This is a genomic window from Micromonospora sp. NPDC049004 (assembly GCF_040649315.1).
Taxonomy (GTDB): Bacteria; Actinomycetota; Actinomycetes; order Mycobacteriales; family Micromonosporaceae; genus Micromonospora.
Genome location: NZ_JBEZFG010000009.1, coordinates 163,434 through 186,600, shown reverse-complemented (window position 1 = coordinate 186,600; position 23,167 = coordinate 163,434). Strand labels below are relative to the sequence as shown.

At 74.6% G+C, this 23,167-nt stretch carries 23 protein-coding genes; 3 read left to right on the top strand and 20 right to left on the bottom strand.

Annotation, left to right across the window (positions count from 1 at the left end):
* Window position 1: 1 nt before the first annotated feature.
* The 18 genes from AB0B97_RS25675 to AB0B97_RS25590 form a co-directional block, all read right to left on the bottom strand.
* Window positions 2-2,218, bottom strand: a complete 2,217-nt coding sequence (locus AB0B97_RS25675; protein WP_357497092.1) for a hypothetical protein — start codon at window positions 2,216-2,218, stop codon at window positions 2-4.
* 50 nt (window positions 2,219-2,268) lie between these two features.
* Window positions 2,269-3,021, bottom strand: a complete 753-nt coding sequence (locus AB0B97_RS25670) for a hypothetical protein (RefSeq protein ID WP_357497090.1) — start codon at window positions 3,019-3,021, stop codon at window positions 2,269-2,271.
* 63 nt (window positions 3,022-3,084) lie between these two features.
* Window positions 3,085-3,543 (bottom strand): hypothetical protein, encoded by a 459-nt coding sequence (locus AB0B97_RS25665; protein WP_357497089.1) that lies wholly within the window; start codon window positions 3,541-3,543, stop codon window positions 3,085-3,087.
* Entirely contained in the window at window positions 3,540-4,472 is a 933-nt protein-coding gene (locus tag AB0B97_RS25660) for a hypothetical protein (protein WP_357497087.1), read from the bottom strand. The genes AB0B97_RS25665 and AB0B97_RS25660 overlap by 4 nt, the downstream gene beginning before the upstream one ends.
* A complete protein-coding gene (locus AB0B97_RS25655) occupies window positions 4,469-5,026 on the bottom strand; it encodes a phage tail protein (RefSeq protein ID WP_357497085.1) in 558 nt (185 codons plus the stop codon). The genes AB0B97_RS25660 and AB0B97_RS25655 overlap by 4 nt, the downstream gene beginning before the upstream one ends.
* Window positions 5,007-7,643 (bottom strand): putative baseplate assembly protein, encoded by a 2,637-nt coding sequence (locus tag AB0B97_RS25650; RefSeq protein WP_357497083.1) that lies wholly within the window; start codon window positions 7,641-7,643, stop codon window positions 5,007-5,009. The genes AB0B97_RS25655 and AB0B97_RS25650 overlap by 20 nt, the downstream gene beginning before the upstream one ends.
* A complete protein-coding gene (locus tag AB0B97_RS25645; protein ID WP_357497081.1) occupies window positions 7,640-8,071 on the bottom strand; it encodes a GPW/gp25 family protein in 432 nt (143 codons plus the stop codon). Before AB0B97_RS25645 ends, AB0B97_RS25650 begins: the two co-directional genes overlap by 4 nt.
* Window positions 8,068-8,406 carry a hypothetical protein gene (locus tag AB0B97_RS25640; RefSeq protein ID WP_357497079.1) on the bottom strand — a complete coding sequence of 113 codons (339 nt, stop codon included), beginning with the start codon at window positions 8,404-8,406 and terminating at the stop codon, window positions 8,068-8,070. Before AB0B97_RS25640 ends, AB0B97_RS25645 begins: the two co-directional genes overlap by 4 nt.
* On the bottom strand, window positions 8,406-9,998 hold the full coding sequence (locus tag AB0B97_RS25635) for a contractile injection system protein, VgrG/Pvc8 family (RefSeq protein WP_357497077.1): 1,593 nt from the start codon (window positions 9,996-9,998) through the stop codon (window positions 8,406-8,408). Before AB0B97_RS25635 ends, AB0B97_RS25640 begins: the two co-directional genes overlap by 1 nt.
* Window positions 9,995-10,897 carry a hypothetical protein gene (locus AB0B97_RS25630; RefSeq protein WP_357497075.1) on the bottom strand — a complete coding sequence of 301 codons (903 nt, stop codon included), beginning with the start codon at window positions 10,895-10,897 and terminating at the stop codon, window positions 9,995-9,997. The genes AB0B97_RS25635 and AB0B97_RS25630 overlap by 4 nt, the downstream gene beginning before the upstream one ends.
* Window positions 10,897-12,198, bottom strand: a complete 1,302-nt coding sequence (locus AB0B97_RS25625) for a hypothetical protein (RefSeq protein WP_357497073.1) — start codon at window positions 12,196-12,198, stop codon at window positions 10,897-10,899. Before AB0B97_RS25625 ends, AB0B97_RS25630 begins: the two co-directional genes overlap by 1 nt.
* A complete protein-coding gene (locus tag AB0B97_RS25620) occupies window positions 12,173-12,655 on the bottom strand; it encodes a phage tail protein (RefSeq protein ID WP_234589447.1) in 483 nt (160 codons plus the stop codon). The genes AB0B97_RS25625 and AB0B97_RS25620 overlap by 26 nt, the downstream gene beginning before the upstream one ends.
* Window positions 12,656-12,658: 3 nt before the next feature.
* Window positions 12,659-13,894 carry a phage tail sheath subtilisin-like domain-containing protein gene (locus AB0B97_RS25615; protein ID WP_357497071.1) on the bottom strand — a complete coding sequence of 412 codons (1,236 nt, stop codon included), beginning with the start codon at window positions 13,892-13,894 and terminating at the stop codon, window positions 12,659-12,661.
* A gap of 23 nt (window positions 13,895-13,917) precedes the next feature.
* Window positions 13,918-14,616 (bottom strand): carboxypeptidase-like regulatory domain-containing protein, encoded by a 699-nt coding sequence (locus tag AB0B97_RS25610; RefSeq protein ID WP_357497069.1) that lies wholly within the window; start codon window positions 14,614-14,616, stop codon window positions 13,918-13,920.
* Window positions 14,613-15,221: a glycine zipper family protein gene (locus AB0B97_RS25605; protein ID WP_234589458.1), complete on the bottom strand. Its 609-nt coding sequence runs from the start codon at window positions 15,219-15,221 to the stop codon at window positions 14,613-14,615. The genes AB0B97_RS25610 and AB0B97_RS25605 overlap by 4 nt, the downstream gene beginning before the upstream one ends.
* Window positions 15,222-15,232: 11 nt before the next feature.
* A complete protein-coding gene (locus tag AB0B97_RS25600; RefSeq protein WP_357497067.1) occupies window positions 15,233-15,568 on the bottom strand; it encodes a hypothetical protein in 336 nt (111 codons plus the stop codon).
* Window positions 15,569-15,712: 144 nt separating this feature from the next.
* Window positions 15,713-16,519 carry a DUF3153 domain-containing protein gene (locus tag AB0B97_RS25595; protein ID WP_357497065.1) on the bottom strand — a complete coding sequence of 269 codons (807 nt, stop codon included), beginning with the start codon at window positions 16,517-16,519 and terminating at the stop codon, window positions 15,713-15,715.
* Between the two features lie 191 nt (window positions 16,520-16,710).
* Window positions 16,711-17,874 carry an FAD-dependent oxidoreductase gene (locus tag AB0B97_RS25590; protein ID WP_357497063.1) on the bottom strand — a complete coding sequence of 388 codons (1,164 nt, stop codon included), beginning with the start codon at window positions 17,872-17,874 and terminating at the stop codon, window positions 16,711-16,713.
* A 67-nt stretch (window positions 17,875-17,941) separates the two neighbouring features.
* Here AB0B97_RS25590 and AB0B97_RS25585 point away from each other — a divergent pair, with 67 nt between their 5' ends.
* On the top strand, window positions 17,942-18,571 hold the full coding sequence (locus AB0B97_RS25585; RefSeq protein ID WP_357497061.1) for a TetR/AcrR family transcriptional regulator: 630 nt from the start codon (window positions 17,942-17,944) through the stop codon (window positions 18,569-18,571).
* Between the two features lie 229 nt (window positions 18,572-18,800).
* A complete protein-coding gene (locus AB0B97_RS25580) occupies window positions 18,801-19,925 on the top strand; it encodes an FUSC family protein (RefSeq protein ID WP_357497059.1) in 1,125 nt (374 codons plus the stop codon).
* Between the two features lie 12 nt (window positions 19,926-19,937).
* Here the strand turns inward: AB0B97_RS25580 and AB0B97_RS25575 are convergent, their stop codons facing one another.
* Entirely contained in the window at window positions 19,938-20,639 is a 702-nt protein-coding gene (locus AB0B97_RS25575; protein WP_357497057.1) for a phospholipase, read from the bottom strand.
* Window positions 20,640-20,715: 76 nt separating this feature from the next.
* Window positions 20,716-21,705 carry a LacI family DNA-binding transcriptional regulator gene (locus tag AB0B97_RS25570; protein ID WP_357497055.1) on the bottom strand — a complete coding sequence of 330 codons (990 nt, stop codon included), beginning with the start codon at window positions 21,703-21,705 and terminating at the stop codon, window positions 20,716-20,718.
* A 161-nt stretch (window positions 21,706-21,866) separates the two neighbouring features.
* Between AB0B97_RS25570 and AB0B97_RS25565 the strand changes: the two genes are divergently transcribed.
* Window positions 21,867-23,150 (top strand): MFS transporter, encoded by a 1,284-nt coding sequence (locus AB0B97_RS25565; protein WP_357497053.1) that lies wholly within the window; start codon window positions 21,867-21,869, stop codon window positions 23,148-23,150.
* The last annotated feature ends 17 nt before the right edge of the window (window positions 23,151-23,167 follow it).

Genomic DNA, 23,167 nt, shown 5'->3' with positions numbered 1-23,167 from the left:
GTCAGGACCGGCCGGCCAGCTCGGCGACCGCCACCTGGTACGCGGCCTGCGTGTGGTACGGCCAGTGCCGCTCGATCGGGGGCGGCACGGTGTCCGCCGGGTCGATGGTCAGGCTTCGGGGATCGCGGAGCCGGATGTCGACGTCGCCCGCCGCCGGGTCGACGCGCACCGGTGGTGCGTCGTCGAAGATCGGCCCACCGATGGGATCGGTGTCCCGCCACAGGTTGCGCCACCGCCACCCGATCCGCTCACCCAGGTCGACGAGCGTCGGCGGTCCCAGGTACGCGGGATAGAGCCGGGCGTACGTGCGCCCCAGCGGCGATCCGTAGGTCAGCAACGAGACCCTGGCCAGCACGGCGGGCGGTAGCTGCAGGATCGTGGCGGCGGCGAGCACCGAGCCGTGGCTGTGCCCCGAGAGGACCACCGGGCCGGCCCGGGCCAGCCCGGTGACCCGTTTCGCCAGCTCCGGGACGGCGCGGGCGGCGTAGCAGGGCGGCGCGAAGGGGTGCACCGTACGCGGCCAGAAGGTGCCGAGGTCCCACAGCACCGCCACCAGCCGCCGGGTCTGGGACGACCGGTACGCGCGAAAACCGAGGATCAGGAGGCAGATCACCAGCAGGCTGATCACCCAGACACCGGCATCGGTCAGATACGCCACGACGAGCCCCGCCGCACCGCCCTCTGCACCGACGTGGGCGGCGAGCTGGGTGGGACCGATCCCGATCACGTCGAGGGCGACGGTGGCCAGGCCGAGTGTCGCGATCACCAGAAACGCGAGCAGCACCGGTCCCAGCTCCTCGGTGATCTGGGACCGGGCGATGGTCTCCCGGACCAGCCGCAGCCGATGGGCGTCCTCGGGCGACGCGTCCGGGTAGTCCCGTTCGATGATGCTCGCGGCCAACCCGTGCCGCCGCCGACGGCTCAGCAGGAGGGTGGCCGAGGCGGCCGCCGCCCCGATCAGCAGCGCCGCGAGCCCGGCGAGCGCCGCCCACCAGTAGGCGACCGGCGGCTCCAGCGGGCCGACGACCGGCGCGTTGGGTCGCAGCGGGTCGGGGATGTCACCGTGGTCGAGGATGTCGGCGGTCCGGTAGACCAGGCTGGCGGTGAAGGCCGCGCCGATGCTCACCGCCGCCGCTGCCAGGATCGGGGTGCCGAGCCCGCGGAGGAAGGCGCGGTGGCGGCCGCCGCGTTGGCGGGCGTACGTGACGGCCGTCAGGACGATGAGCAGGACACCCTGCACCGCGACCACCCCGGCGGCGGCGCCCTCGTAGCCGGGCAGTTTGCCGGAACCGGACGGCCGCGCGCCGGCGAGCACGGCCGTACCGAGGCACAGCGCGGTCACCGCCACGACGATCGCCCACAGCGGCCGCAGCAGGCGCCGGCTCTGTGCCGTGCTCGTGGGCACGGGCCGGCCGAGCAGGACGACGCAGAGCACGAGCAGCCCGACGGCGGCGACGAACTGCACGACGTGCCCGGGTGCGCCGGGGCCGCCTGGCGAGATGCCCGCGAGCAGGCTGACGTCCAGGGTGCCGACGCCGAGCGCGATGTGGATCTGACGCAGCCATCCGATCGTCCGCTCGTCGTTCCAGAAACCGGCGTCGTCGAGGTCGTCGGTCCCGCTGGTGGGGTGCTGGGCGGACGACGGGCCGAATCCCTCGAACGCCCGCGTGGACCGGGTGCCGATCGCCCAGACGACCTGCAGCGCGATCAGTGGGACGACCGACAGCAGGGCCAGCCGCGGGCCGGACGGCAGCGCGTAGAGCCAGGCCAGGTAGGGACGGCCGGCGCGGCAACCGGGGTACGGGACGCACTGCCAGCCGACCAGATCCAGGGTGACGCCGACGATCGCCAACACGAAGGTGGCGGTGAGGGTGCCGGCGAGCAGGCGGCACAGTATGCCGAGCAGTCCCCACCGGTCCCGGCCGGGCGGCCGCATCCAGATCGCCAGGTTGCTCAGCATGAACGGCAGCAACAGCAGCATCGAGGCCGTCCGGACGGCGGCGCCGGCGGTCAGGGACCCCCAGCGGTACGCCTCGACGGCAACCCCGGCGGCGGCGCCCCCGGCGGCGCCGCTGCCGCTGCGTGGTCGGAAGAAGCCCGCGTGCCGGTCCCCTGCGACGCGGACCACCATCGGGTGGTCGAGGATCCGTTCCGCGCTCACCCCGGAGATGCCGTGCACGCGCAGCTCCACCGCGTCGCGCGCCGGCGTCGGATCCACGCCGTCAGGGTCACAGACAATTCACCGGCGCGCTGGCGATACCGCGAACGTCAGCGGGTGGGCAGGGCGGCGGTCACCCGCACGGACTTGACGATGGCGGGGATGGAGCCGATCAGCAGGACCAGACCCCAGACGATGGCCACGATGGCGAAGATCAGCGCCCCCACGTCGTCGAGGATGCTCACCACGATGACCGGGACGAGCCGGTGCAGGAACTCCAGCACGACGGTGCAGAGCAGTGTGGTGAGCGCCAGCAGCACGAGGCCCTTGTTCTGGGCGAAGCGTGGCTGGGCGAGCAGCAGCAGCACCGCCCAGACCAGCTTCAGCAGCAGCGCCAGGCCCAGCAGCAGGCTCGCGTCGCCGACCGGGAAGAAGCCCCACAGCGCCAGGTACGCCAGGGTGCCGAACGGCACGGCCAGGAACAGCGACACCATGATGGTCAGCTCCACGAAGGCGATGATCAGCAGCACGAGCGAGCCCAGGATGAGCAGGATCGAGAAGATCAGCGTCGCCACACCCTGGATGCGGCCCTGCACCCGTTCGGGCACGACCAGGCTCAGGCAGAACAGGCCGGTGGTCCACAGCGCCACCACGTCGATCAGCGCCAGGTAGCTCGTACCCCGCCCGGAGGGCTCGCTGATCCCGCCGGCGTCCACCTCCACGCCGAGGTCCGCCGCGCCGGCCAGCAGCGCGCCGGTGGCGTCCCCACCCCCGGTGAGCAGTGACGAGCCGACCTCGACGAGGACCACAAGCGTGACCGCGACAAGCGCGAGCAGCAGGAAGGGCTTGCGCAGGTCACCCATGTCGAGCCTCCTCGCGGTCGTGCGGGGCGGCCGGCGCGGGATCGGGCCCGGCCGGTGGGCGGGTCAGTCGGCGGCGACGGTGACCGTGCATCCGACACCTCCCGGGCAGCTCAGCAGCACGGTGACCGCACGGTCGACGGCGATCCGGGCGACCGCGTCGCCGCCGTCGTCCGGCTCGACCTCGGAGCGCACGGTGAGGTCGGCGTCGCCGGGCGCCGGAGCGCGCACCACGAACGGGCGACCGCTGCGCAGCACCAGCGTCCGCAGCTCGCCCGGGTCGGCGACGCGCACCGCGCAGCCGCCGACGAAGCTGAGCACGTCGCCGGTGCGGTCGCAGTCGGCCTGCACTGTCGCCGGGTCGACGCCCGTGCTCGCGCCGGCGAGGCGGCCCAGCCGCTCGACGACCCCCGGCGGGTCGTCCGCGCGGCCCTGCTCGCCGCCCAAGGCGCCGACGGCGAGGACGAAGAACGCCACCAGCAGCGCCGCCACGGTCACCAGCAGCACCTTCTGCCGACCGCTCATCGCTGCGCGACCGCCCCGGTCACCTCGGTGAACCGGATCTGGTCCACGCCCGCGAAGTACCTGTCGAAGCCCTGCGTCTTGCCCACCGCCACCAGCGTGAGCGTGTGCCGACCCGGCCCGAGCCGGACGGTGCCCACGTCGGTGAAGTCCTGCAGGACGACCTTCGGCGTGAAGCCGAAGAAGGTGCCGCCGAGCTGCGCGCCGTCGACCTGCCAGATCGTGTTGGCGTAGTCGAACGAGGTGGTGCGCGTGGTGGAGAACCGCCAGAGGGCGTCGGCCGGCAGCTCGACGGTGACGTTCACCCGGTCACCGGGCGCCAGGCCGGTGAAGAACAGCTGCTTGTCGCCCGACCAGGTCACGTCGCAGCAGTTCGGCTGCGCCCCGACCGCCGCGGCCGTCTTCGCCGGGGAGTCGATCCGAGCGCCGTCGACCAGACTCTCGGCCTCCACCGTCACGACCCGTGGCGTGCCCGGCGCGGGTGTGCCGTCGGGTCGGGTCAGCAGGTAGCCGACCACGCCGGCGACCACGAGGACCAGCGCCGCAGCGGCGGCGATCCACGGCCACGGCGTCCGCTTCGGCGCGGCGACCGCCCGGACCTCGTACGTCACCCGGCCGCTGGAGCGCGAGCTCTCCTCCGGCGCGGTGTTCGCCGAGTACGCGAACCCGGTCATGTCGTAGCGGCGCGGCGCGGTGCCCGCCGGTACGGCGAGTCGGACCAGGAAGGACACCGAGCCCTGCCCGGGGACCACCCGCTGCGGCTCGGTGACCGTGAACCAGGCCCGCTGGCTGCCCTCGCCGGGTGCCACGTCGAAGACGACGGTGTCCGGCGCCAGGCCCGGGTTGGAGACGGTGAAGGTCAACTCGCCGTGGTTGGCGGCATCCAGGGTGAACTGCGACGCGGCGGCGACGACGGCCCATTCGGTGGTCATGACGGCTCCTCTGCGGACGGTGCCGCGCTCGGCGGGGTCGGTGGCGACGAAGCGGCGACGACGATCTCGGCGGTGGTCGACGCGGGCTTCTCCGCCTCGACGATTCGGGTGATCACGGCGAGTTGACCGGCGGCGGCCGCCGGCACCCGCACCACGATGTGAAAGGGCCGCTCGTCGGGTTCGTCGATGACGAATCCCGGCAACCCGGTGGCCAGCTCCAGGGCTCGGCGCATCCCGTACGGGGTGCCGCGCCACCGGGCCAGCAACGCGCCGTTGGCCACCAGGTCGCGCAGCCGGCCCACCGGCAGCGGCAGTGGGGCGTCCGGTCGGGGCGAGGCCACCACGTGGTCCATCGCCACCCAACGGGTCAACCGCACGACCAGGTGGTCGGGCGCCCGGTACGGGTCGAACAGGGCGTCCACCTCGGCGAGGATCGCCTCGTCCGGGGCGTGCAGCCCCTCCATGACGTCCAGCAGCGCCCAGAGCACGCTGCCCGGCACGCACGCCCGCTGGTAGGCGGCGGGCAGCAGCCGCTCAATCGCCGAGCGTCGCATCCTGGCGCACCACCTCGATGTCGTGCTCGCCGGAGCAGAGCAGCCACGTGTCCGGGACGGTCACCACGTCGGCGGTGGCCTGGTTGGCGCTGGCGGTCCAGTTGACGGCGTCGGCACTGCGGTACACGCCGCGTTCACCGCAGGCCAGGACCAGTCGGTCGTCCGCCGTGGGACCGTTCGCGCCGAGGGTCGCCGGGCCGCTCACGGCGACGGCGTCCACCGGCACGAACCGGGTCCGGTCGCGCAGCGGCAGCCCGCAGTTGACCGACACCGACTGCCACTGCGGCTGGGCCGCGAGGGTGTCCAGCCGCAGCACCCCACCGCTCTGCGTGGCGGCGAGGACCTGCGATCCGGCGAACGCCAGGTCCCGGCAGGTCCCGCCGATCCAGCCGCTCTGCACGGTCTGCCACTGCACGTCGGACTCGAACAGCCGGGTGCGGTGGCAGCCCTGGCCGGGCTTCTTCGGGTCCGGCTCGCCGGCGCCGCTCCACAGCAGGGTGGCCGGGCCGTCGTACTGCACCGCGAGGACCCGGTTGTCCACGTTGGAGAGGCCGACGTGCGCGAAGCTGCCCGGGCGGCCACCGGCGGTGGACAGGTACACCCCGAAGCCGGCCTGCGCGGCGACCGCCACACCGGGGGCGCCCCGCTCGGAGACGAACGCGCGTACGGCGTAGAAGCCCCGGTCGGCGTCGGACGGATCGACGAGGATCTGCAGCGGCACCGCGCCGGGCAGCAGCGACACCTCGTACAGGCCGGTGTCGGTCGCCACCAGCAGCGCGCCGGCGCCGTCGCGGTCCAGCCACGCCACGTCGGAGATGCGCGAGTCCAGGTCGGTCAGCAGCGACCACGTCTCACCCAGGTCGGTGCTCAGGTGCACCCGGGAGCCGCCCGAGGCGCGCAGCGTCACCACGGCCACCGATCCGGGCCGCGCGACGATGCCCGGTCGCACCGGCGCGGGAGCGGGCGCCACCCGCAGCACCGTCTCGTCGTCGAACCGGCCGGCCGGCTCCCAGCCGGCGCCGGAGTTGCTGGAGCGGAACAGCACCGGGCCGCGTCCGGCGTACCAGGTGCGCGGCTGGTACGCATCGACGGCGAGCGCGCGCACGTCGGCGTCGGGGGCCTCGTCGACGACGAACCGCACCGACTCGACGTAGCGCACGCCCGGCTCGGCGTGCTCCAGCAACCGGTACACGTTGGACGCGCGCAGCGGCTCACCGAACGGCCAGCCGGTCGGGTTGAGCGCGGTGGGCAGCGGGCTGAGCGTCTGGTGCAGCCGGTCGTGGATGCGTCGCCGGACCGCGTCCACGTCCTCCTCCCGGCGCACCACCACCCGGGCCCGCACCGACACCGCCTTGAACCGGGCCCAGGTGGCCCGCGAGCGGGTGCCGACCATCCGGCGCTGTTCCAGGTCCGTCTCGACGCGGTGGCGGGCCTCGGGCACCTCGTGCTCGCGCAGCACCGCCACCGGCAGTCGGCCGCCCGGGCGAGCCGTCGGCGGCACGTACGGCACCAGCACCACCTCGACCTCACCGGGTCGGGCGAAGCTGTAGACGGCCGAGCGGGTGAATGCGCGGGCCCGCGCCACCGCGCCGGAGCTGGTGGCCAGCACCTCGAAGTCGCGGGCGGTGACGGCGCGCTGCTGGGCGAAGAACTCGTACGGGCCGCGCAGCAGCACCGATTCCAGCGCCTCCATGTCCCGGCCGCCGGCCGCGGGCGCGGGGTTGTCGACCCGTACCCCGGGCAGTGGATCGCGCAGGCTGGTGAGGGTGCCGGCCGCCACGTTGCCGGTGGGACCGCCGCCGGAGCGGTACCAGAGCCGGACCTGTCGCCCGGCCGGGGGCACCGCCGCCACCGTCACCACACCGCCCGCCCCGGCGGCGTCGTCCGCGCCAGCGGGCGGCCGCAGGTCGAGGGCCGGAGCGAAGGTGAGGGTCCCCGAGCAGCGGTCGACGAGGTACGACTTGGCCTGCGGGCCGAGCCCGGCGAAGCTGTCCACCGGCTGCCAGATCTCGAACGTGCGGCCGTCGTGCTCGCGGGCTGCCACCCCCAGCTCCACCGAGCCGGCCGGCACCTCCACCCCGAGCAGCAGGTCCAGCGGCTCGCCGGTGTGGGCCAGGGGAGCGTGCGCCGCCCGGAGCACCTGGCCCGGCTGGCCGGTGCCGACACCCAGCAGCTCCGCCTCGACGGGCTCGCAGTGGTGCATCCGGACCGTCACCGACGTCTCCCCGGCGGCCAGCACTGCCGGTTCGGTGGTGACGAACAGGACCGGTCGGGGATCGGCGCCGCGCGCCGCCGCGACCCGCAGGCCGGCCGGGATCCGCACCGCGCCCCGGTCGGTGCCGGCGCGGGTGAACACGACGTCCGCCCAGGCCGCGGTGGGCGCGTGCCGCGCCACCCCGAGCAGGTTCAGAAACGAGACGTACGCCTTCTCCGGCAACTGGTTCAGCCGGTAGATCATCACCTCGGTGAGGTGTGCGAACGCCTCCACCAGTGCCATGCCCGGGTCGTGCGCCGACAGGTCGGTCCAGGCGGGGCAGGATTGTCGGATCTGCTCGCGGGCCTCGGTGACGAGGTCGAGGAACCCACGGTCGTCCAGGTGCGGCACGGGCAGGGTCATGACTGTTCTCCCGGTTCGTCGTCGGCGGGGAGCAGATCCACGGAGAACACCAGCTGCCCGGGCGTCAGGCTGGCCCGCACCCGGTAGTCCAGCCGGATCACCAGCCGCCACGCGTCGTCCGGGTCCGGTCCGGCGTCCACATCGATCACCTCGACCCGGGGCTCCCAGCGGGCGATGGCCTGCCGGACGTAGTGGATGGCCAGCCCGGCCGTCGTGTCGTCGTTGGGCGCGAAGACCAGCCGGTGCAGCCGGGAGCCGTACCCGGGTCGCATCAGCCGTTCGCCAGGCGTCGTGGACAACAACAGAAACAGCGCCTGGCGTACGCTCTCGTCGCCCTCGGTCATGGCCAGGCCGCCGGCAGCGGTGAGCGCCAGCCCGCCGCCCCGACCGGCGTCGAAGCCCGCGCCGACGAAACGGAACGCCCTCATCGGTCCGCCCCCAGGAACCGCTGCCGGGGATCGCGGACGGTGTGGTGGACCATCCCCGGTGGTGTGCCGTCGGTGAACCCCTCGAGGTGTGACAGCACCACCCGGTGGCCGTCGACGCGCAGCCAGTCGCTGTAGCCGACCCGGACGGTCAACGTGTTCGTGCACGGCTTGACGGTCGGGCCGTAGTTCGGACAGGCCTTGATGGTGCGGCCCTGCGGGTCGTCGTCCACCAGCACCGGCACGGCCGTGACGGTCACCCAGAGCTGCGAGGGCTGGTTCTCGACCCGGCCGTCGTGGTCGCAGGTGATCACCGAGTCGCGGTGGATCCAGCGCATCAGCCGCCTCCTTCGTGATGGGCGCGGGCGAGCGAACGGGCCTGCTGCGCCGCGGTGCTCGCGTCCTCGGGCGCGTCGGCGTGCAGGAAGTCCACGCTGCGGGCGCGGATCACCATGGCCCGGCCCGGCGCGGAGATCACCAGGTCGCTCGCCGCGTGCAGGGTGGCCAGGTCGGGGGTGAGCTCCAGCCAACTGCCGCCCTCGGTGGCGAGGCGCAGGCTGCGCTGGACGTCGTCGACGACTATCGACTGCCCGCCGGCGGTGCGCAGCGACCAGCGGCGGGACCTCCCGTCGTCGACACCCGCGTCGTACGGCTCGACGGCGCCGAACAGCGAGCCGAGCACGATGCCCGAGGCGGGCTCGCCGCCGGGCAGCACCACGAGCACTGTGTCGTCTGGATCGGGGAGCGCCACCAGGCCCTTGCCGCGGCCGGCACCGGGACAGAGCACACCGAGCCAGCCGGCGTCCAGATCCCCGTACGCCGGCAGGGTGAGCCGCACCCGACCCAACCCGTCGGGGTCGGTCACGTCGGTGACGGTGCCCAGGGTGACCACCGCCGGGCCCGCCGCCGTGGGGGCGGGAGCCGGTGGCACTGTGGAGAACCGGGTCAGGTGCCCGTCGCCGTCCACGGTGTGCACCACCTCGGTCAGCACGTACGCCCCCGCGAGGGGGTCGGGCACACCGGTTAAATCGATCCGCCGGCCGGGCCGCAGCGCCGGATCACCCTCGGCCAGCCCTTCGGCGGTGGCCAGCGCGGCGGCGCGCAGGTCCAGTCGTGCCTGGGCCAGGGCCGCCAACTCGTCGTCGCTGCGTCCGGGCTGGTCGACGGCGGTGCGTACCCCGTCCGCCCCGACGTCGGCCGGGTCCGGCCGGTCGCCGGCCGGTCGACCGCAGCGCGCCTCGTCGGCCTGCTGGCTGATCGGCTCGGCCCGCTGCGGATGCCAACCCAGCGCGGCGCTGGCACCGCTGGCCTGGTCCGCGTTGGTGGACAGCCGCAGGGTGTGCACACCCGCGCCCAGGGCCAACGCGACGGGCTCCCCGTAGCCGGCGAGGGTGATCAGCCGGACGTCGTCGCCGTCGGCGGCCAGGTGCAGCCCGGCCCGGCCGGTGACCTCCCGGAGCAGCTCCAGGTCGCTGTGCCGGTGCTGGAGCAGCCGTTCCAGTCGCGGTCCGTCGCTGTCCGCCGTCACGGTCAGGCCCACCGCGCCGCACAGCTCACGGGCCAACTCGGCCGCCGTCACCGAGGTGAAGACCCGCAGGTCCTGGCGCTTGCGCAGGCGGTGCAGCGCGTCGTACGCCCGCAGGCGCAGCACTGCCGCGCCGTCGGCGGCGTACTCGACCTCCACGGCGGTGACCTCGCCGGTGAACAGCGCGTCGGGGTGGTCGGCGAGCCGTACGTCGAGGGTCGTGCCGGGCCGCGCCGCCGGGTCGAGAGCGCCGACCCCTGCGGCGGTGGCGAGCACCAGCTCGGCCTGGGTCGGCTGGTCGAGCCGGGCGGCCACCCGCAGCGAGCGGATCCGCTGGCGGGCCGTGGGGTCCAGTTCCACGCCGTCCAGCAGAACTGTCAGCGCGCGGGGCGCGACGCTGGTCATGGCGTACTCCCCGGGCCGGTGCCGGGCGGCGTGCCGTCCGGGTTGGTGCTGGCGGTCGCCGTGCCGGTCGGCGTGGCCCAGCTCGCGGTGGCGATCGAGGCGCCCACGTACGACGCGCCGGCGCCCACCGCGCCGGCCACCGCTCGCGCCATCGAGGCCAGCGTCGACTCCGATCCGCCACTGCCCGGCGCGCTGCTGGGGACCGCGAGCGTCGTGCCGGCGGGCACCTGGAGGGGGTCGGTGATCCGGTTGTGCTCGGCCAGCAACCGCCACCGCAGCGGCGACCCGAGCGCGTCGTTGGCCAGCAGGTCGAAGCGCACCCCGGAGTTGCCCGGCTCGGCGGCGCCGTCACCGGCGGCGACTACGGCGCTGCCCGGGGAGGCGGTCGGGGTGCTCACCGCGGCCAGCTCCTCGGCGAATCCCGCCTGTGCCTGGTCGGCGGTTTCGGCGGCCCGGACCAGCTTCAGCCGCAGCCACGAGCGCCGGGGCGAGCCCGTACCGGTGAACGCGTCGAACCGTTCGGCCACCGCGATGATCACGCCGGGCACGTTCCAGGTCTTGCCCCAGACCAGCCGGACCAGCGGCGGGCGCAGCCACCCGTGCTCGGCGGTGGAGTTCTCGGCGAGCATCCACAGCGGCCGGGTGAGCACGCGGACGTCGGTGGGGCGGACCTGGGCCTGGACGAAGTCGACGTCGAACAGCAGGTCGAGCACCAGCTCCGTACGGCCGCCGCCGGTGAAGACCAGCGGGTCGTCGGCCAGTCCGGCCCCGGTGAGCTGCCCGCCGCCCGCGCCCCGATGGCGTACCCCGGCGAGCCGGGTCACCTGCACGGTCTCCGGGTTGAGCAGGCAGTCCACCCGCTCCCCGGAGGAGTCGATGAGGAAGGCGACACGTTCCATCAGCCGCCCGCCTGTTCCCGATCCAGGCGGTCCACGTGGCGGGCGTCGAGCGCCGCCGGGGGGACCGTCCACAGCGGAGTGTCGTCCGGTAGCTCCGGCCACGGGTCGACGGCCGTGGACGCCGGGCCGACCGGCAGTTGCGCGGCACTCGGCTCGCGCTGATCGCGGTGGCCGCGGTCGTCGTGCCGGTGGTCGGGCTCGCCGCGCTGCGTGGCCCGTACGCCGCCCAGCGGTGCGCGTTCGTCCGGGAGGGCGGGCCACAACCCGCTGCCCGCGCCGCCCGCCGTCACCCCGTCAACGGCGGTGGGCGCGGTGGTGATCCGTGGTGGGAAGGTGCCCCTGGAGGGGCCGAGGTCCGTCGCGATCCCGGGCGGGGAGCCGCGCCGGGTGGGCGGGGCGGCGGGCACGCCTGCCCGGGTCGGGTCGGGTGCGTCGGTGGTCGTGGTGTCCCGTCCTAGCGGTCCTACCGGTGCGGCGGGCGTGGCCGTTGTGGCCGCGCCCGGCCAGGATGGCTGACGCGCGGGCCACGCCTCCAGGATCCGGCCGGACAGGCGCCGGTTCGCCGGTGGGGACGCCGTCGGCGCGTCGTGCCCGCCCGGCAGGTGGGTGGCGTCGGAACCGCCACTCGTGCCGGCGCGGCCGATCCCCGAGCCGCCGGGTCGAGCGCCCGGCCCGGAGACGTCGGGCACTCGACCCGACCTACCGGCCCGGCCCGGTTGCCGCGATCCGTCCGGCCCCACCGCACCCGCCCGGCCGCGGGCACCCGTCCCGCCGGGGCCATCTGTCCGGCCGAGGCCGGCGGCCCTGCTGAGGCCGTGGCCCTCGGGTGCGCCGGGACCGCCCACCGTCCTCGGGTCGTCCGTCGCCCCGCGGTCGTCCGCCGTATCGGCTGCCCGGCTGCCGGCAGCGTCGTCGGGCTGGGCGGCCGGGCCGCGAACGCGGCGACCGGTCCGCCCGGCGACGCGCCGGTACGTCTTCCCGGCAGTGCCGGATCCTTCGTCGATCCCGTGAGCCGGAGTGGACGGAGGCAGGCCACCGTCTCGCCTGTCGTCGCCGCCCGGCGTCCGCTCGACGCCGGTGGGGGTCGCGTCGAGGTCCAGTTCGCGCAGCAGGCCGGGGGCGTGTGCCGCGACCAGGTTCAGCCAGTGCGCGGGCGGCTCCCCGAGACGGCGCGGCACCTCCGCCGGAGGCGCCGCAGGTGCGCCGGTGTTCTCCACCAGGCCGGCGAGGCGGTGCACCGCGCCGGCCGCCGAGCGGAGCCGACCGGCCAGCCAGCTACGCGGGCGTCGGCGCGGCGGCACCGCCGGTCTCCAACTCCAGGCCCTCGTAGCGCAGCGTCAGCGACGCGATGGCGATCTCGTGGCCGACCGTGTTGAGGTGCGCCCCGCGCCACCGGGTGGGCCACGCGTCGATCAGGTTCCAGCGCAGCACCTCGGCGGTGCCCGCGGAGTCCAGCAGCACCACCGACACGTTGCGGCGGTTGAGGGTGCCCTGGGCGGTGGCGTTCACCCAGTCCCACAGCTCGCGGGACGCGGTGAGGCCGAAGTGCAGGGTCACCGGCTCGTACTCGGCCTGGCCGGGGACCATCCGCGTCGGTCCGGGGCCGTGCTCGCGGTACGGCTGCCCGGGGATGTTCACCTCCAGCCCGCTCATCTCGGTGAAGTGGCCGTTGGTGACGCCGTTGATGAGGAGCCGGAAGTTGTACGCCCGGTACGGGTCGACCGGGGCGCCCGGCTGCGGGGTGGCTGTGGTGGGCATGTGTCAGCCTCCGATCGTCTCGGTCTCGGTGCCGCCGGCCCACTGGCTCAACTTGAACACCACGAACTCGGCGGGCTTGACGACGGCGATGCCGATGTGGGCGATCACCATGCCGGCGTCGCGGACGTCCACCGGGTTGGTCTCCTCGTCGCACTTGACGAAGAACGCCTCCTCGGGGGTGCGCCCGAGCAGCGCGCCGTCACGCCACACGCGGGTCAGGAACGCCCCGATGTCGCGCCGGATCGAACGCCAGAGGGTGAAGTCGTTCGGCTCGAAGACCATCCAGCGGGTGCCGTTGGCGATGGCCTGCTCGATGGCGATGCTGAGCCGCCGTACGTTGAGGTAGCGCCACTCGCTGGCCTCGGCGGCGAGCGTACGGGCGCCCCAGACGCGGATGCCCTCGCCGGCGAAGTAGCGGATCACGTTGACGCCCTTGGGGTTGAGCACGTCGTGCTCCGGGCGGGTGACCAGGTAGCCCAGGTTGACCGCGCCGCGCACGGGTTCGTTGGCCGGCGCCTTGTGCACGCCCCGCAGGGCGTCGGTGCGGGCCCAGATGCCGGCGAGGTGCCCGCTCGGCGGGGTGAGTTCCAACTCCCCGCTGATCGGGTCGCGTACCTCGATCCACGGGTAGTAGAACGCGCCGAACTCGGACTGCCGGGGCCGGTACGCAGGTCCCTCGCCGCCGCCGGACCCACCGGGTCCGGCGCTGGCGGCCGCGCCCTCGGCGGGCTTGGCCGGCTTGCCGGAGGACGGGGTGGCGACCCGGGTCAGCGCGGAGATGTCGTCGATGTCCGGTGCCGGGTCGCAGATCGCCACCATGGTGCGGGTGCGCTCGGCCATGCTGAGCAGCGCCTCGTGGGACACCACGTCGTGAAAGCCCGGAGCGGCGATGATGGAGATCTCGTCGATGGCCTCCAGCAGTTGCAGGCCGCCGCGGCGCTGACCGGCGCCGGTGATGGCGCCGCCCTCGCCGACGTTCACCACCCAGCAGCGGGCACCCCCGTTGTCGAGGAATCCGAACACGGCCCGGGCCAGCGGGGTGCTCTCGACCTGGTTCCCGTCGGCGAACAGCCGCAGGAACTCGGTCCAGTTGTTGACCGGTACGGCCTTGCCCACGTGGGCGCCGCGGTTCGGGGCGACGCCGACGAACGCGGCGATGCTGGTGCTCGCCGGTCCGATCGGTCGGGCGCCGCTGGGGACCTCCTCGACGTAGATGCCGGGGGAGAAGTAGCTGGGCATCGGTCCTCCTGTACGGGTGGGCGTCAGTGGGTCGGTGGCGCGCAGACGATGACGATGTCGTCCTCGTCCGCGTCGACGTCGGCGGTGAGCACGAGACCGCGCCCACGCAGCCGCAGCCGTACCGGGCCGGGGTGGTCGGGGTCGTGCGGGACCCCGGCGATCAGGAACCGGCCGTCGGGGCCGGTGCGGGTCGCGGAGGCGGTGCCGGGCAGCTCGACGCGCATGGCGGCGAGCGGTTGGTCCTCGGGGCCGACGACGCGACCGGCGAGGGTGCGCATCGACAGTTGGCGCAGCCGCAGCGGTTGCAGGACCGGCGGCGCGGCCGGCGTCGGGTGGTCCACCTGCGTCGGCACGTCGATCAGCAGCGCCGGTCGGGGCGGGGCGTCGAACGCGCTCCACAGCGCGGCGTCGCCAGCCTCCAGCACCACCGGGTAGCTGCCGTCGCTGGTGGCGGCGGTGAGCACCCGGTCCAGGACGGCCAGCCCGGCGGGCCCGGCCACGCAGAGCAGGTAGCGGACCGTGAACCGGTACGGCTCGCGGACCGCGCCGCCCGAGCGCGTCTGTCGGGCCGGGCGCAGTTCGAGGGGCCACAGGGTCAGCCCGTCGGCATCGACGCCCGCGTGGGGCGGGCCGGTCGGGACGGGTTCCCCCGCCACGCCGGTCAGCCATGCGGCCAGCTCGGCGGTGGCCGTCTCGATCGGTCCGCGCCCGTCGGTGGTCATCGCGGCGGCGTCCCCTGGATCCGGTACGCGATGGCCTCGTTCCACACGTGCGGGTAGACGCCGATCTCGAAGTAGCGGGTGAACCGGTTGATCGGCGCGTTGGTGTGGTCGTGGTAGAGCAGCCAGACCGGCGCGATGGTGAACAGCACGTAGTTCGCCAGCACCAGCGGGATGTAGAGCGGGCCGAGCAGTCGCGCCTGGAAGATGTGCACGTCCTCGTGGCGCTGGATGCCCGAGCTGGAGCCGGCGCAGACGGTGCCGATGGTGGTGGCGTAGCGGGGTGAGACGCCCTCCACCACGCTGACCCGGCCGCTGCCGGCCGAGGTGGGCCGGTCCAGCGAGTGCCCGAAGATCAGGTGCACGGCCAGGTAGATGGCCCCGACGACAGTGTTGAGCAGGCTCCACGTGTGGTCGACGACGAAGAGGAAGATGCCGCGGGCGTCTGGCGCGTACACCCCGGCGGAGGTGACCGCCCAGCCGAACACCACGCCGACCACCAGGCCCACGACGGCGCCGATGAGCAGGCCGACCGGGCCGCCGGCCAGCAGGCCGAGGACGGCGCCGACAGCGACCTGGATCGCCGCGCTGAGAATTCCGAAGATCATGACGTCACCCCTCAGACCCAGGAGCGGAAGACACGGGGCTCGCGACCGCTCGCGAGCTGGGTGGGCGTCGCCTGCCGGTTGCCGGGCGGGAACTGGTTGACGCCGAGCGCGGCGGAGAAGATCACCAGCGCGTTGAAGAACGCGATGACCCACTTCTCGCCGCCGGCCTCGTCGGCGAAGGCGGCGGTCAGGTAGGACAGCAGCAGCGCGATGACGATGGCGATCCACTTGCGGAGCTTGTCGCCGCTCGGGCCGAGGAGCCCGCCGATGACGTTGGTGGCCAGCAGGGTGGCGGCGCTCGCGCCGGCGATGGTCCCCAGGGCGGCCCAGGTGAAGAGATCGTTCACGGCGATCCCCCTTTTCTGCGATGGTGCGACCGGGATGTGGTGGTGGTGAGGTCCGGTGCTCCCGCTGGGGAGCACCGGCGCCGGTCGCCGTCGTCGCGGGCGGCCGGGGCCGGACGTGGCCGGCGGGGCCGGCCACCGGATGGATCAGCCGGGCCCGGGAGCGCCGGCGGGCGGGCCCGGCGAGGTCGGTCCCGGTGCGGGAGGTCCCGGTGGGGTCGCGCCGGGTGCGGCCGGCGCCGTCGGGCGACGGCGGCGCAGCAGGAGTACGCCCACCGCGGCGAGCACCAGCAGCAGGAGTACGCCGCCGCCGACCAGCAGCCACGGGAAGCCGCCGGAGTCGGCGTCGGCGGCTGCCGGTGCGGCCGAGGGGCGGGGCGGCGCCTCGGCGACGGCCCGCAGTTCCATCGGCTTGTCCTGGTTGGAGTCGACCTTCCAGGTGACCGATCGGCCGTTGACTGTGCCATTGGTGTCGATCACGCGGCCGGGAAACGTCACCGAGATCTCGAACGACATCAGCTTGAGGAAAGCCTGCTGTTGTTGGGGATTCTGCTGGGCAATTTTCCCGCCGTATTTCGCCGGGTCCAGCGGCAACGTGAAACGGTAGAGTTCGCCGTCTCGGACCAGTTTGACACTCTCGCTGTCGAAGCTCGCCAGCGGTGCCCTGCGGTAATTGATCTGGGTGCCGAAGAGTTTGCTGTCCTCGTAGCTGGTCTCCTCGCCCGGCGGCAGCGCCGGAATGTTCTGCCGCAGCTCGGCGAAGGCCGCCGGGATGTTCTTGTTCCGGGAGCTGAGCAGGGACTTCTGGGCGGTCAGCAGCAACTGCCCGTCCACCGTGTCGTCGGCGTTGACGGTGAGCCCGATGTTGAGTTGCATGCAGCCGCTCAACGCGGCGAGAAGCAGGAGGCACACCGCGACGCGGAGTGCCCTACCGCGGTTGACTCTCCTGTTCATGCGCTCAGTGTGTGTGATCGCTTTCACCATGAGCAGTCAGCGATCGGTCACAAGGCAGTCGCCGATTGTACCGGCGCGCTGTCGTATTCGCCCGCTGTGGAAAGCGGCGCGAAAGAATAAACTGGAGTTTTGCGTCCGGGTGGGGGTGACCCCCGGGCCGAGCCGATGATCGTGGCCGATTGAGTGGCCGCTCAGTCCGCCGGTGGTCGCCAGTCGACCTGCCGGGTCATGCCGCGCAGGACGGTGCCGGCCGGGATCAGGCGCAGCGCGGCACCGCGTACGGCGAGGGCGAGCGGGTTGCGCAGTTGTTGGCCGTACCTGCCGGCGCGCAGCGAGGCACGGGCGATGGCCTGGCTGCGGGGGCGACGCTGCTGGTCGTACGCCGCCAGGGCGGCCGGCAGTCCCTGCGCGCCGCCGGAGCAGGCAACCCCGAGCACTACCGCGTCCTCGATCGCCTGCCCGGCGCCCTGTCCGAGGTTCGGCGTCATCGCGTGGGCCGCGTCGCCGAGCAGCGCCACCCGTCCCCGCACGTACGAGGGCAGCGGTGTGGCCAGGTGGTGGATGTCGTTGCGCAGCACCACCCCGGGCGGGGTTGCCGCCAGGAGCGCGGGAATGGGCTCGTGCCAGGCGCCGAAGTCCTCCCGTACGGCCGCCAGCTCGTCCGGGGCATGACCACCCGGCGGAGCGGTGAGTGCCGCGTACCAGTAGACCTGGCCCTCGCCGAGCGGCACCATGCCGAACTCGGCGCCGGGGCCCCAGGTGATCGCCGTCGGGATCGGGTCGGGGAACGCGACGGCGGCCCGCCAGGCCGTCGAGCCCGCGTACACCGGGGCCGGGATCTCCGGCCAGAGGTGGGTGCGCAGTCGGCTGTGCAGGCCGTCGGCGCCGACGACCAGGTCGGCGTCGAGGGTTCGCGGGCCGTCGGGGCGGCGGTAGCGCACGGTGGCCCGGTCGGGTTCGGACTCGACGTGCTCGACCTCGGCGCCGGTGTGCAGCGACGACGCGGGCAGCGCCTCGCGCAGGATGCGGTGCAGGGTGGCCCGGTGGATGCCGAGCGCGCTGGTGCCGAGCTGCCGGATCATCTCCGCCGCGTCCAGCCGGGACAGCCACCGGCCCCGCCGGTCGCGGATCCCGCCGGGGGCCTCAGCGTGCGGGCTGGACCGCAGCGCCGGGCTCAGACCGAGGGCGTCCAGGGCGCGCAGCGAGTTGGCCATCAGGGTCAGCCCGGCGCCCACCTCGCGCAGTTCGGGGGCGCGTTCCAGCACCGTCACCCGCCATCCGTGCCGGTGCAGGGCGAGCGCCGCGCTCAGCCCGCCGATGCCGCCGCCGACCACCACCGCGTGTGGCTCACCCATGTCGCCCGCCCTTCTACACCCGTAGAAGAGTGATACTACCTGCGGACCCCAACGCCGAAGGAGACCCGTGACGGCCCGCGCCAACCGGATCGCGCTGCTGACCGACGCCGCCATCGAGCTGATCGCCGACGGCGGGATGCGGGCGCTGACCCACCGGGCCGTCGACGGTCGCGCCGGGCTGCCCGCCGGCACCACCTCCGCGTACCTGCGCACCCGGCAGGCACTGATCGAGGCGGTGGTGGAACGCCTCGCCGAGCGCGACCGGGTCGACCTGGCCGCGTACGACCTGCCGACCGGGCCGCCCTCGGCAGCGCCGGGTCCCCGGCTCGACGGCGACGACCTCGACCGGCTCGCCGCCGGGGTGGCCGAGGTCCTCGACAGCTGGCTGAGCACCGGACGCAGCCGGACGCTGGCCCGCTACGCCTGCCTGCTGGAGGCGGTCCACCGCCCCGAACTGCGCGGCATCCTGCACCACGGCACCGGGCTGCGGGTGCAGGCACGGGACCTGCTGTCCCGGGCCGGAGCCACCGATCCCGACCGGCAGGGCGACCAGTTCGTCGCCTTCGTCGACGGGCTGCTCTTCGACCGTCTGGTCGGTGCTGGCGCGCTCACCGCCCCGGACCCCGGCGGCCCGGCCAGCCGCGCCGATCTCGCGGGCGCCGTCCGCACGCTGCTGCGCGCCCTGACCGGGAGCTGAGCCTCGGGCCGGTGACCGGCAGGCCGGTGCGCCGGTCCGGCCCTCGATCGGCGGCGCGTGCGGCGGGTCGACCACCGAGCGCGCCAGGACGGCGCGGAGGCCGTCGAGCAGCCCGGTGAGCAGGTCCGGCGCGCGATGGTGGACGATCGCGAGGCGCGCTCCGGGCTGCCGCACGGGCGCCGATGACCATGGGCGGGCCTGCGTGCGGTCGAGGTGGCGGAGGTGGACGATGGCGTGGTTCGGGGGCCTGCGGGTCGCCGGTCACCGGCTGCGGCAGGGCTGGCGGCCGGTGCTGGAGGCGACAGTCGCGGCGACCGTGGCCTGGCTGCTCGCCACCCGCCTGCTCGGGCATCCGCAGCCCTTCTTCGCGCCGGCCGCCGCGCTGATCGTGCTCGGTCAGGCTCGCGGGCAGCGGATCCGGCGGGCCGTCGAGGTGGTGCTCGGGGTGGCCGCCGGCGTGCTCGTCGCGGACCTGGTCGTGCAGGCGCTCGGCCCGGGCAGCACGTGGACCGTCGGCACCGTCATCCTGCTCACCGTCCTGCTCGCGGTCGCCTTCGGCGCCACCGGCGTGACCCTGGTCCAGGCCGCGGTCTCCGCGCTCTACCTGGTGGTGGTCGCACCACCGGACGGGTCGCTGGTGCCGTTCCGCTTCGTCGACGCGCTGGTCGGCGGCGCGGTGGCGCTCGCCGTCAGCCTCCTCGTCGACGCCCGGCACCCGCTCGCCCCGCTCGTCGCCGAGGTGCGGCGGACCTTCGACGAACTGGCCGGTCTGGTGGGCGGGATCGCCGACGCGCTGGACGGTCGCGACGAGTCGGCGGCGATGGCCGCGCTGACGCGGGCCCGGGGCATGGACGCGCGGGTCGGCGGGCTGCGCGAGGGCGTGCTCGCCGCCGGGGAGGCGCTGCGGCTCAACGTGCGCCGGCGCCGGCACATCGGCCGGCTGCGATCGGTGGACGAGTCGATCCGGCAGACCGACTACGTGGTCCGCAACGTCCGGGTGCTGGCCCGCGCCGGGGTGACGCTCAGTCGACTGCGGACCCCCACACCGCCGGAGTTGGGCGAGGCGCTGCGCTGCCTGGTCGACGCGATCCGGGAGGCCGGCGAGGCGCTCGCCGCCGACCTGGACGGGCGGGAGGAGGCCGCCGACCGGCACGCCGCCCGGGCGGACGAGGCGGCGCTGGCCGCCGTCCACACCGCCGGGCAGCTCTTCGGGTCGACCCAGACCCTCCCACTCGCCATGATCATCGGTCAGATCCGGGCGACGGCCATCGACCTGCTGCGGGGCGTGCACCCCGACGACGACGCCGCCGTCCTCGCGCGCGTGGACGAGGCCCTCGGCCTGCCCGCCGTGTGACCGGCGACCCCGTCATCCGGTGAGCCACTCGACGGCGCTCGCGCAGATCGGGTCGGGGACGTCGTGGCCGCCGGGGAACTCCTCGTACGTGACGTCGTAGCCGAGGCCGCGCAGGTGCGGCACGAAGCGGCGGCTGCACACGTCGATCGGCAGGACGCGGTCGTCCACCCCGTGCGAGACGAAGATCCGCGGCCGGCCGCGGACGAGCGGCGGCGCGGCGAAGCCGGGGGAGAAGGCCAGCACCGCGTCCACCAGGTCGCCGTTGGCCAGGCCCAACGAGAGGGCGTACGAAGCCCCGTCGGAGAAGCCGCCAAGCGTCACACCACTGACGGGGTAGCCGTCGAACGCGCTGGCCAGCAGCGCGTCGACGTGCTGCACGTCCACCCCGAAGCCGCCGGCGATCAGGTCCCAACTGGTTCCCGACGACTGCGGGGCGACCAGCAGCAGGTGCTGCGCGTCCGCCACCGACAGCAGCAGGTCCAGGCCCTGCCGTGCGACGCCGCCCGCCCCGTGCAGCAGCACCACCAGCCGGTACGCGACCCCGTCGGCCGCCGGCTCCGGCACGTACGCCATCGCCGGCCGGCCGCCGTCACCGCCGGGCAGCGGTACGAGACCGGTCGGACCCGACACCACCGGCGGGTGCGCACGGGTGGTCAACCGGCCGTGCCGGGGACCCTGCGCGGACGCTCCGGTCGGCGGCGCGGAGTCGGACACGGACCACCACTCCTCGCGGTCGGCGAACGGTGCGAGGCGCTTACCCGACCGTCCGCCGGTTAACCGGCCGGCCCGCTCAGGCGCTGTCGCGGGTCACGAGGGCGGACGGGAAGAGCGTCACCGGCGCGGCCGGGCGGCCGGCCAGCACGGCGGTGGCCGCCGCGGTGGCGATCCGGCCCACGGGGTGACTCGCGGTGGTCAACGCCGGCGCGGTCATGCCGGCCAGCGGGATGTCGTCGAAGCCGGCCACCGCGACGTCACCGGGCACCCGCACACCGCCGTCGCGCAGCGCCGCGATCACCCCGAACGCGGTCTCGTCGCTGATCGCGAAGATCGCGTCCACGTCGGGCCAGCGGCGCAGCGCCTCGCCGGCCGCCGCGCGGCCACGCGCCGCCGTGAAGTCGCCGTCCACCACCCGCTCCGGCAGGCCGGCCTGGCCCATCAGTTGGCGGTACGCCTGCACGGGGCGCCGCGAGCACGGCAGCCACGCCGGGCCGGTCACCATGGCGATCCGGCGGCGGCCCGTCGCGTACAGGTGGCGCAGCACCGCGCCGGCGCCAGCGGTGTTGTCGACGTCGAACGACGGGACCTCGGCCGAGCCGATGCCGATCGAGGCGATCCGTCCGTGCAGCGACCGGGGTACGGCGTCCAGGAGGGCCTCGGTGGTGTTGACCAGCACGACGCCGCACACGCTGCGGTCGGCGGCGAGCTGGTCCAGGCCGCGTGGGTCGCCCAGCGGCAGCCAGTGCAGCGCCACCCCGACGCCGGCCGGCGCGCACACCCGGGCGGCCGAGCCGACGACCCGGTGGACGTACGGGTCGTCCAGCACCGCCGCGCTGGCCCCGGCGGCGGCCACCACCAGCCGTACGCCGCCGCCGCGCACCAGCGCCCGGGCGGCCGGGTTGGGCACGTATCCCAGCTGGTCGGCGGCCGTCACCACGCGCTCCCGGGCGTCCGGCGAGGCGAACCCCGTCCCGGCGATCACCCGCGAGGCCGTGGACCGGGACACCCCGGCGGCCCGGGCGACGTCCTCCAGAGTCGCCGGCCGGTGTGCCGCTGCCGTCATCGTGCCCTCCCCCGGCGCCCGCCCGGGGCGGGCGTACGCCTGCCAGGAATCATCCTCCGGCCCGCGCGTCCCCGGTAAGGGGCCAACCCGCTTGTGGTGGTAGCGCTCTCAGGTGTGCGATCGTGCCAGGAGATCACCTGAGAGGAAGAGGACCCACAGCTGTGAGCGCCCCCACCAGCCCGGCCGTCGTCCCGGACGCCACCGTTCCCGAACGGATCGTCCGGCTCGCCCGCAACGGCGTCGCCGTCACCTTCACCCTGAACGGCCTGGCCGTCGGCAGCTGGTTCTCCCGGGTGCCGGCCGTCCGGGAGGCGCTGGACCTGTCCGCCGGGCGCCTCGGCCTCCTGCTGCTGGCGATGAGCGTCGGTGCGCTGCTGGCCATGCCGACCTCCGGGCTGCTCGCCCAGCGCCTCGGCTCGACCCGCACCGTGACCATCGCCACCGTGCTGGTCGCGGTGGGCCTGATCGTGGCCGGGGTGGGCGCGACGGTCGCCGGGTCGGTCGTCGTCGTCGCGGTCGGGCTGGTCGCCTTCGGCTACGGCTCCGGCGCCTGCGACGTGGCGATGAACGTGGAAGCCGCAGCCGTGGAGCGGCGGTTGGGGCGGACGATCATGCCCCGTTTCCACGCGGCCTGGAGCCTCGGGTCGGTGGCCGGCGCCGGCCTCGGCGCGGGTGCCGCCCGCCTGGACGTGCCGGTCGGCGCGCACCTCGCCGCCGTGGCCGTGGTGGTGCTCGTCGGCACCGTGCTCGGCAGCCGGCTGTTCCTGCCGGTCGTCGACGACGCGGTCGACGGGTCGACCGACACCAGCCCGGCCGGCCGCCGCCGGGCCCAGCTCGCCGCGTGGCGGGAGCCGCGCACCCTGCTGATCGGGCTGTTCGTGCTGGTGGCCGCGTTCACCGAGGGCAGCGCCAACGACTGGTTGGCGGTCGCGTTCGTCGACGGCCGGGACCTGAGCGAGGCGGCCGGCGCGGCGGTCTTCGGGGTCTTCGTCGTCGGCATGACCCTCGGGCGCACCGCGGGCACGCTCGCCCTGGACCGGTGGGGTCGGGTGCCGGTGCTCTGCGGCACCGTCCTGCTCGCCGCCGCCGGCGCCGCTCTGGCCGTGCTGGCCGGCTCGGGGCCGGTGGCCATCGTCGGCGTGGCGCTGTGGGGGCTCGGCGCGTCGCTGGGCTTCCCGGTCGGCATGAGCGCGGCCGCCGACGAGGAGGCGCACGCGGCGGTGCGGGTCAGCGTCGTCGCGGTGATCGGCTACACGGCCTTCCTGGGCGGGCCGCCGCTGCTGGGCCTGCTCGGTGACCACGTCGGCATCCTGCGGGCGCTGCTGGTGGTGCCGCTGCTGCTCCTGCCGACGCTGGCGCTGGTGCCGGCGCTGCGCCCGCCGCGGGCCGGTGGGTCGGCTCCGGAGCGGGCCGACGAGCAGGCTCCGGCAGCACAGAAAAACTAACCCAGATCGCCCCGTGG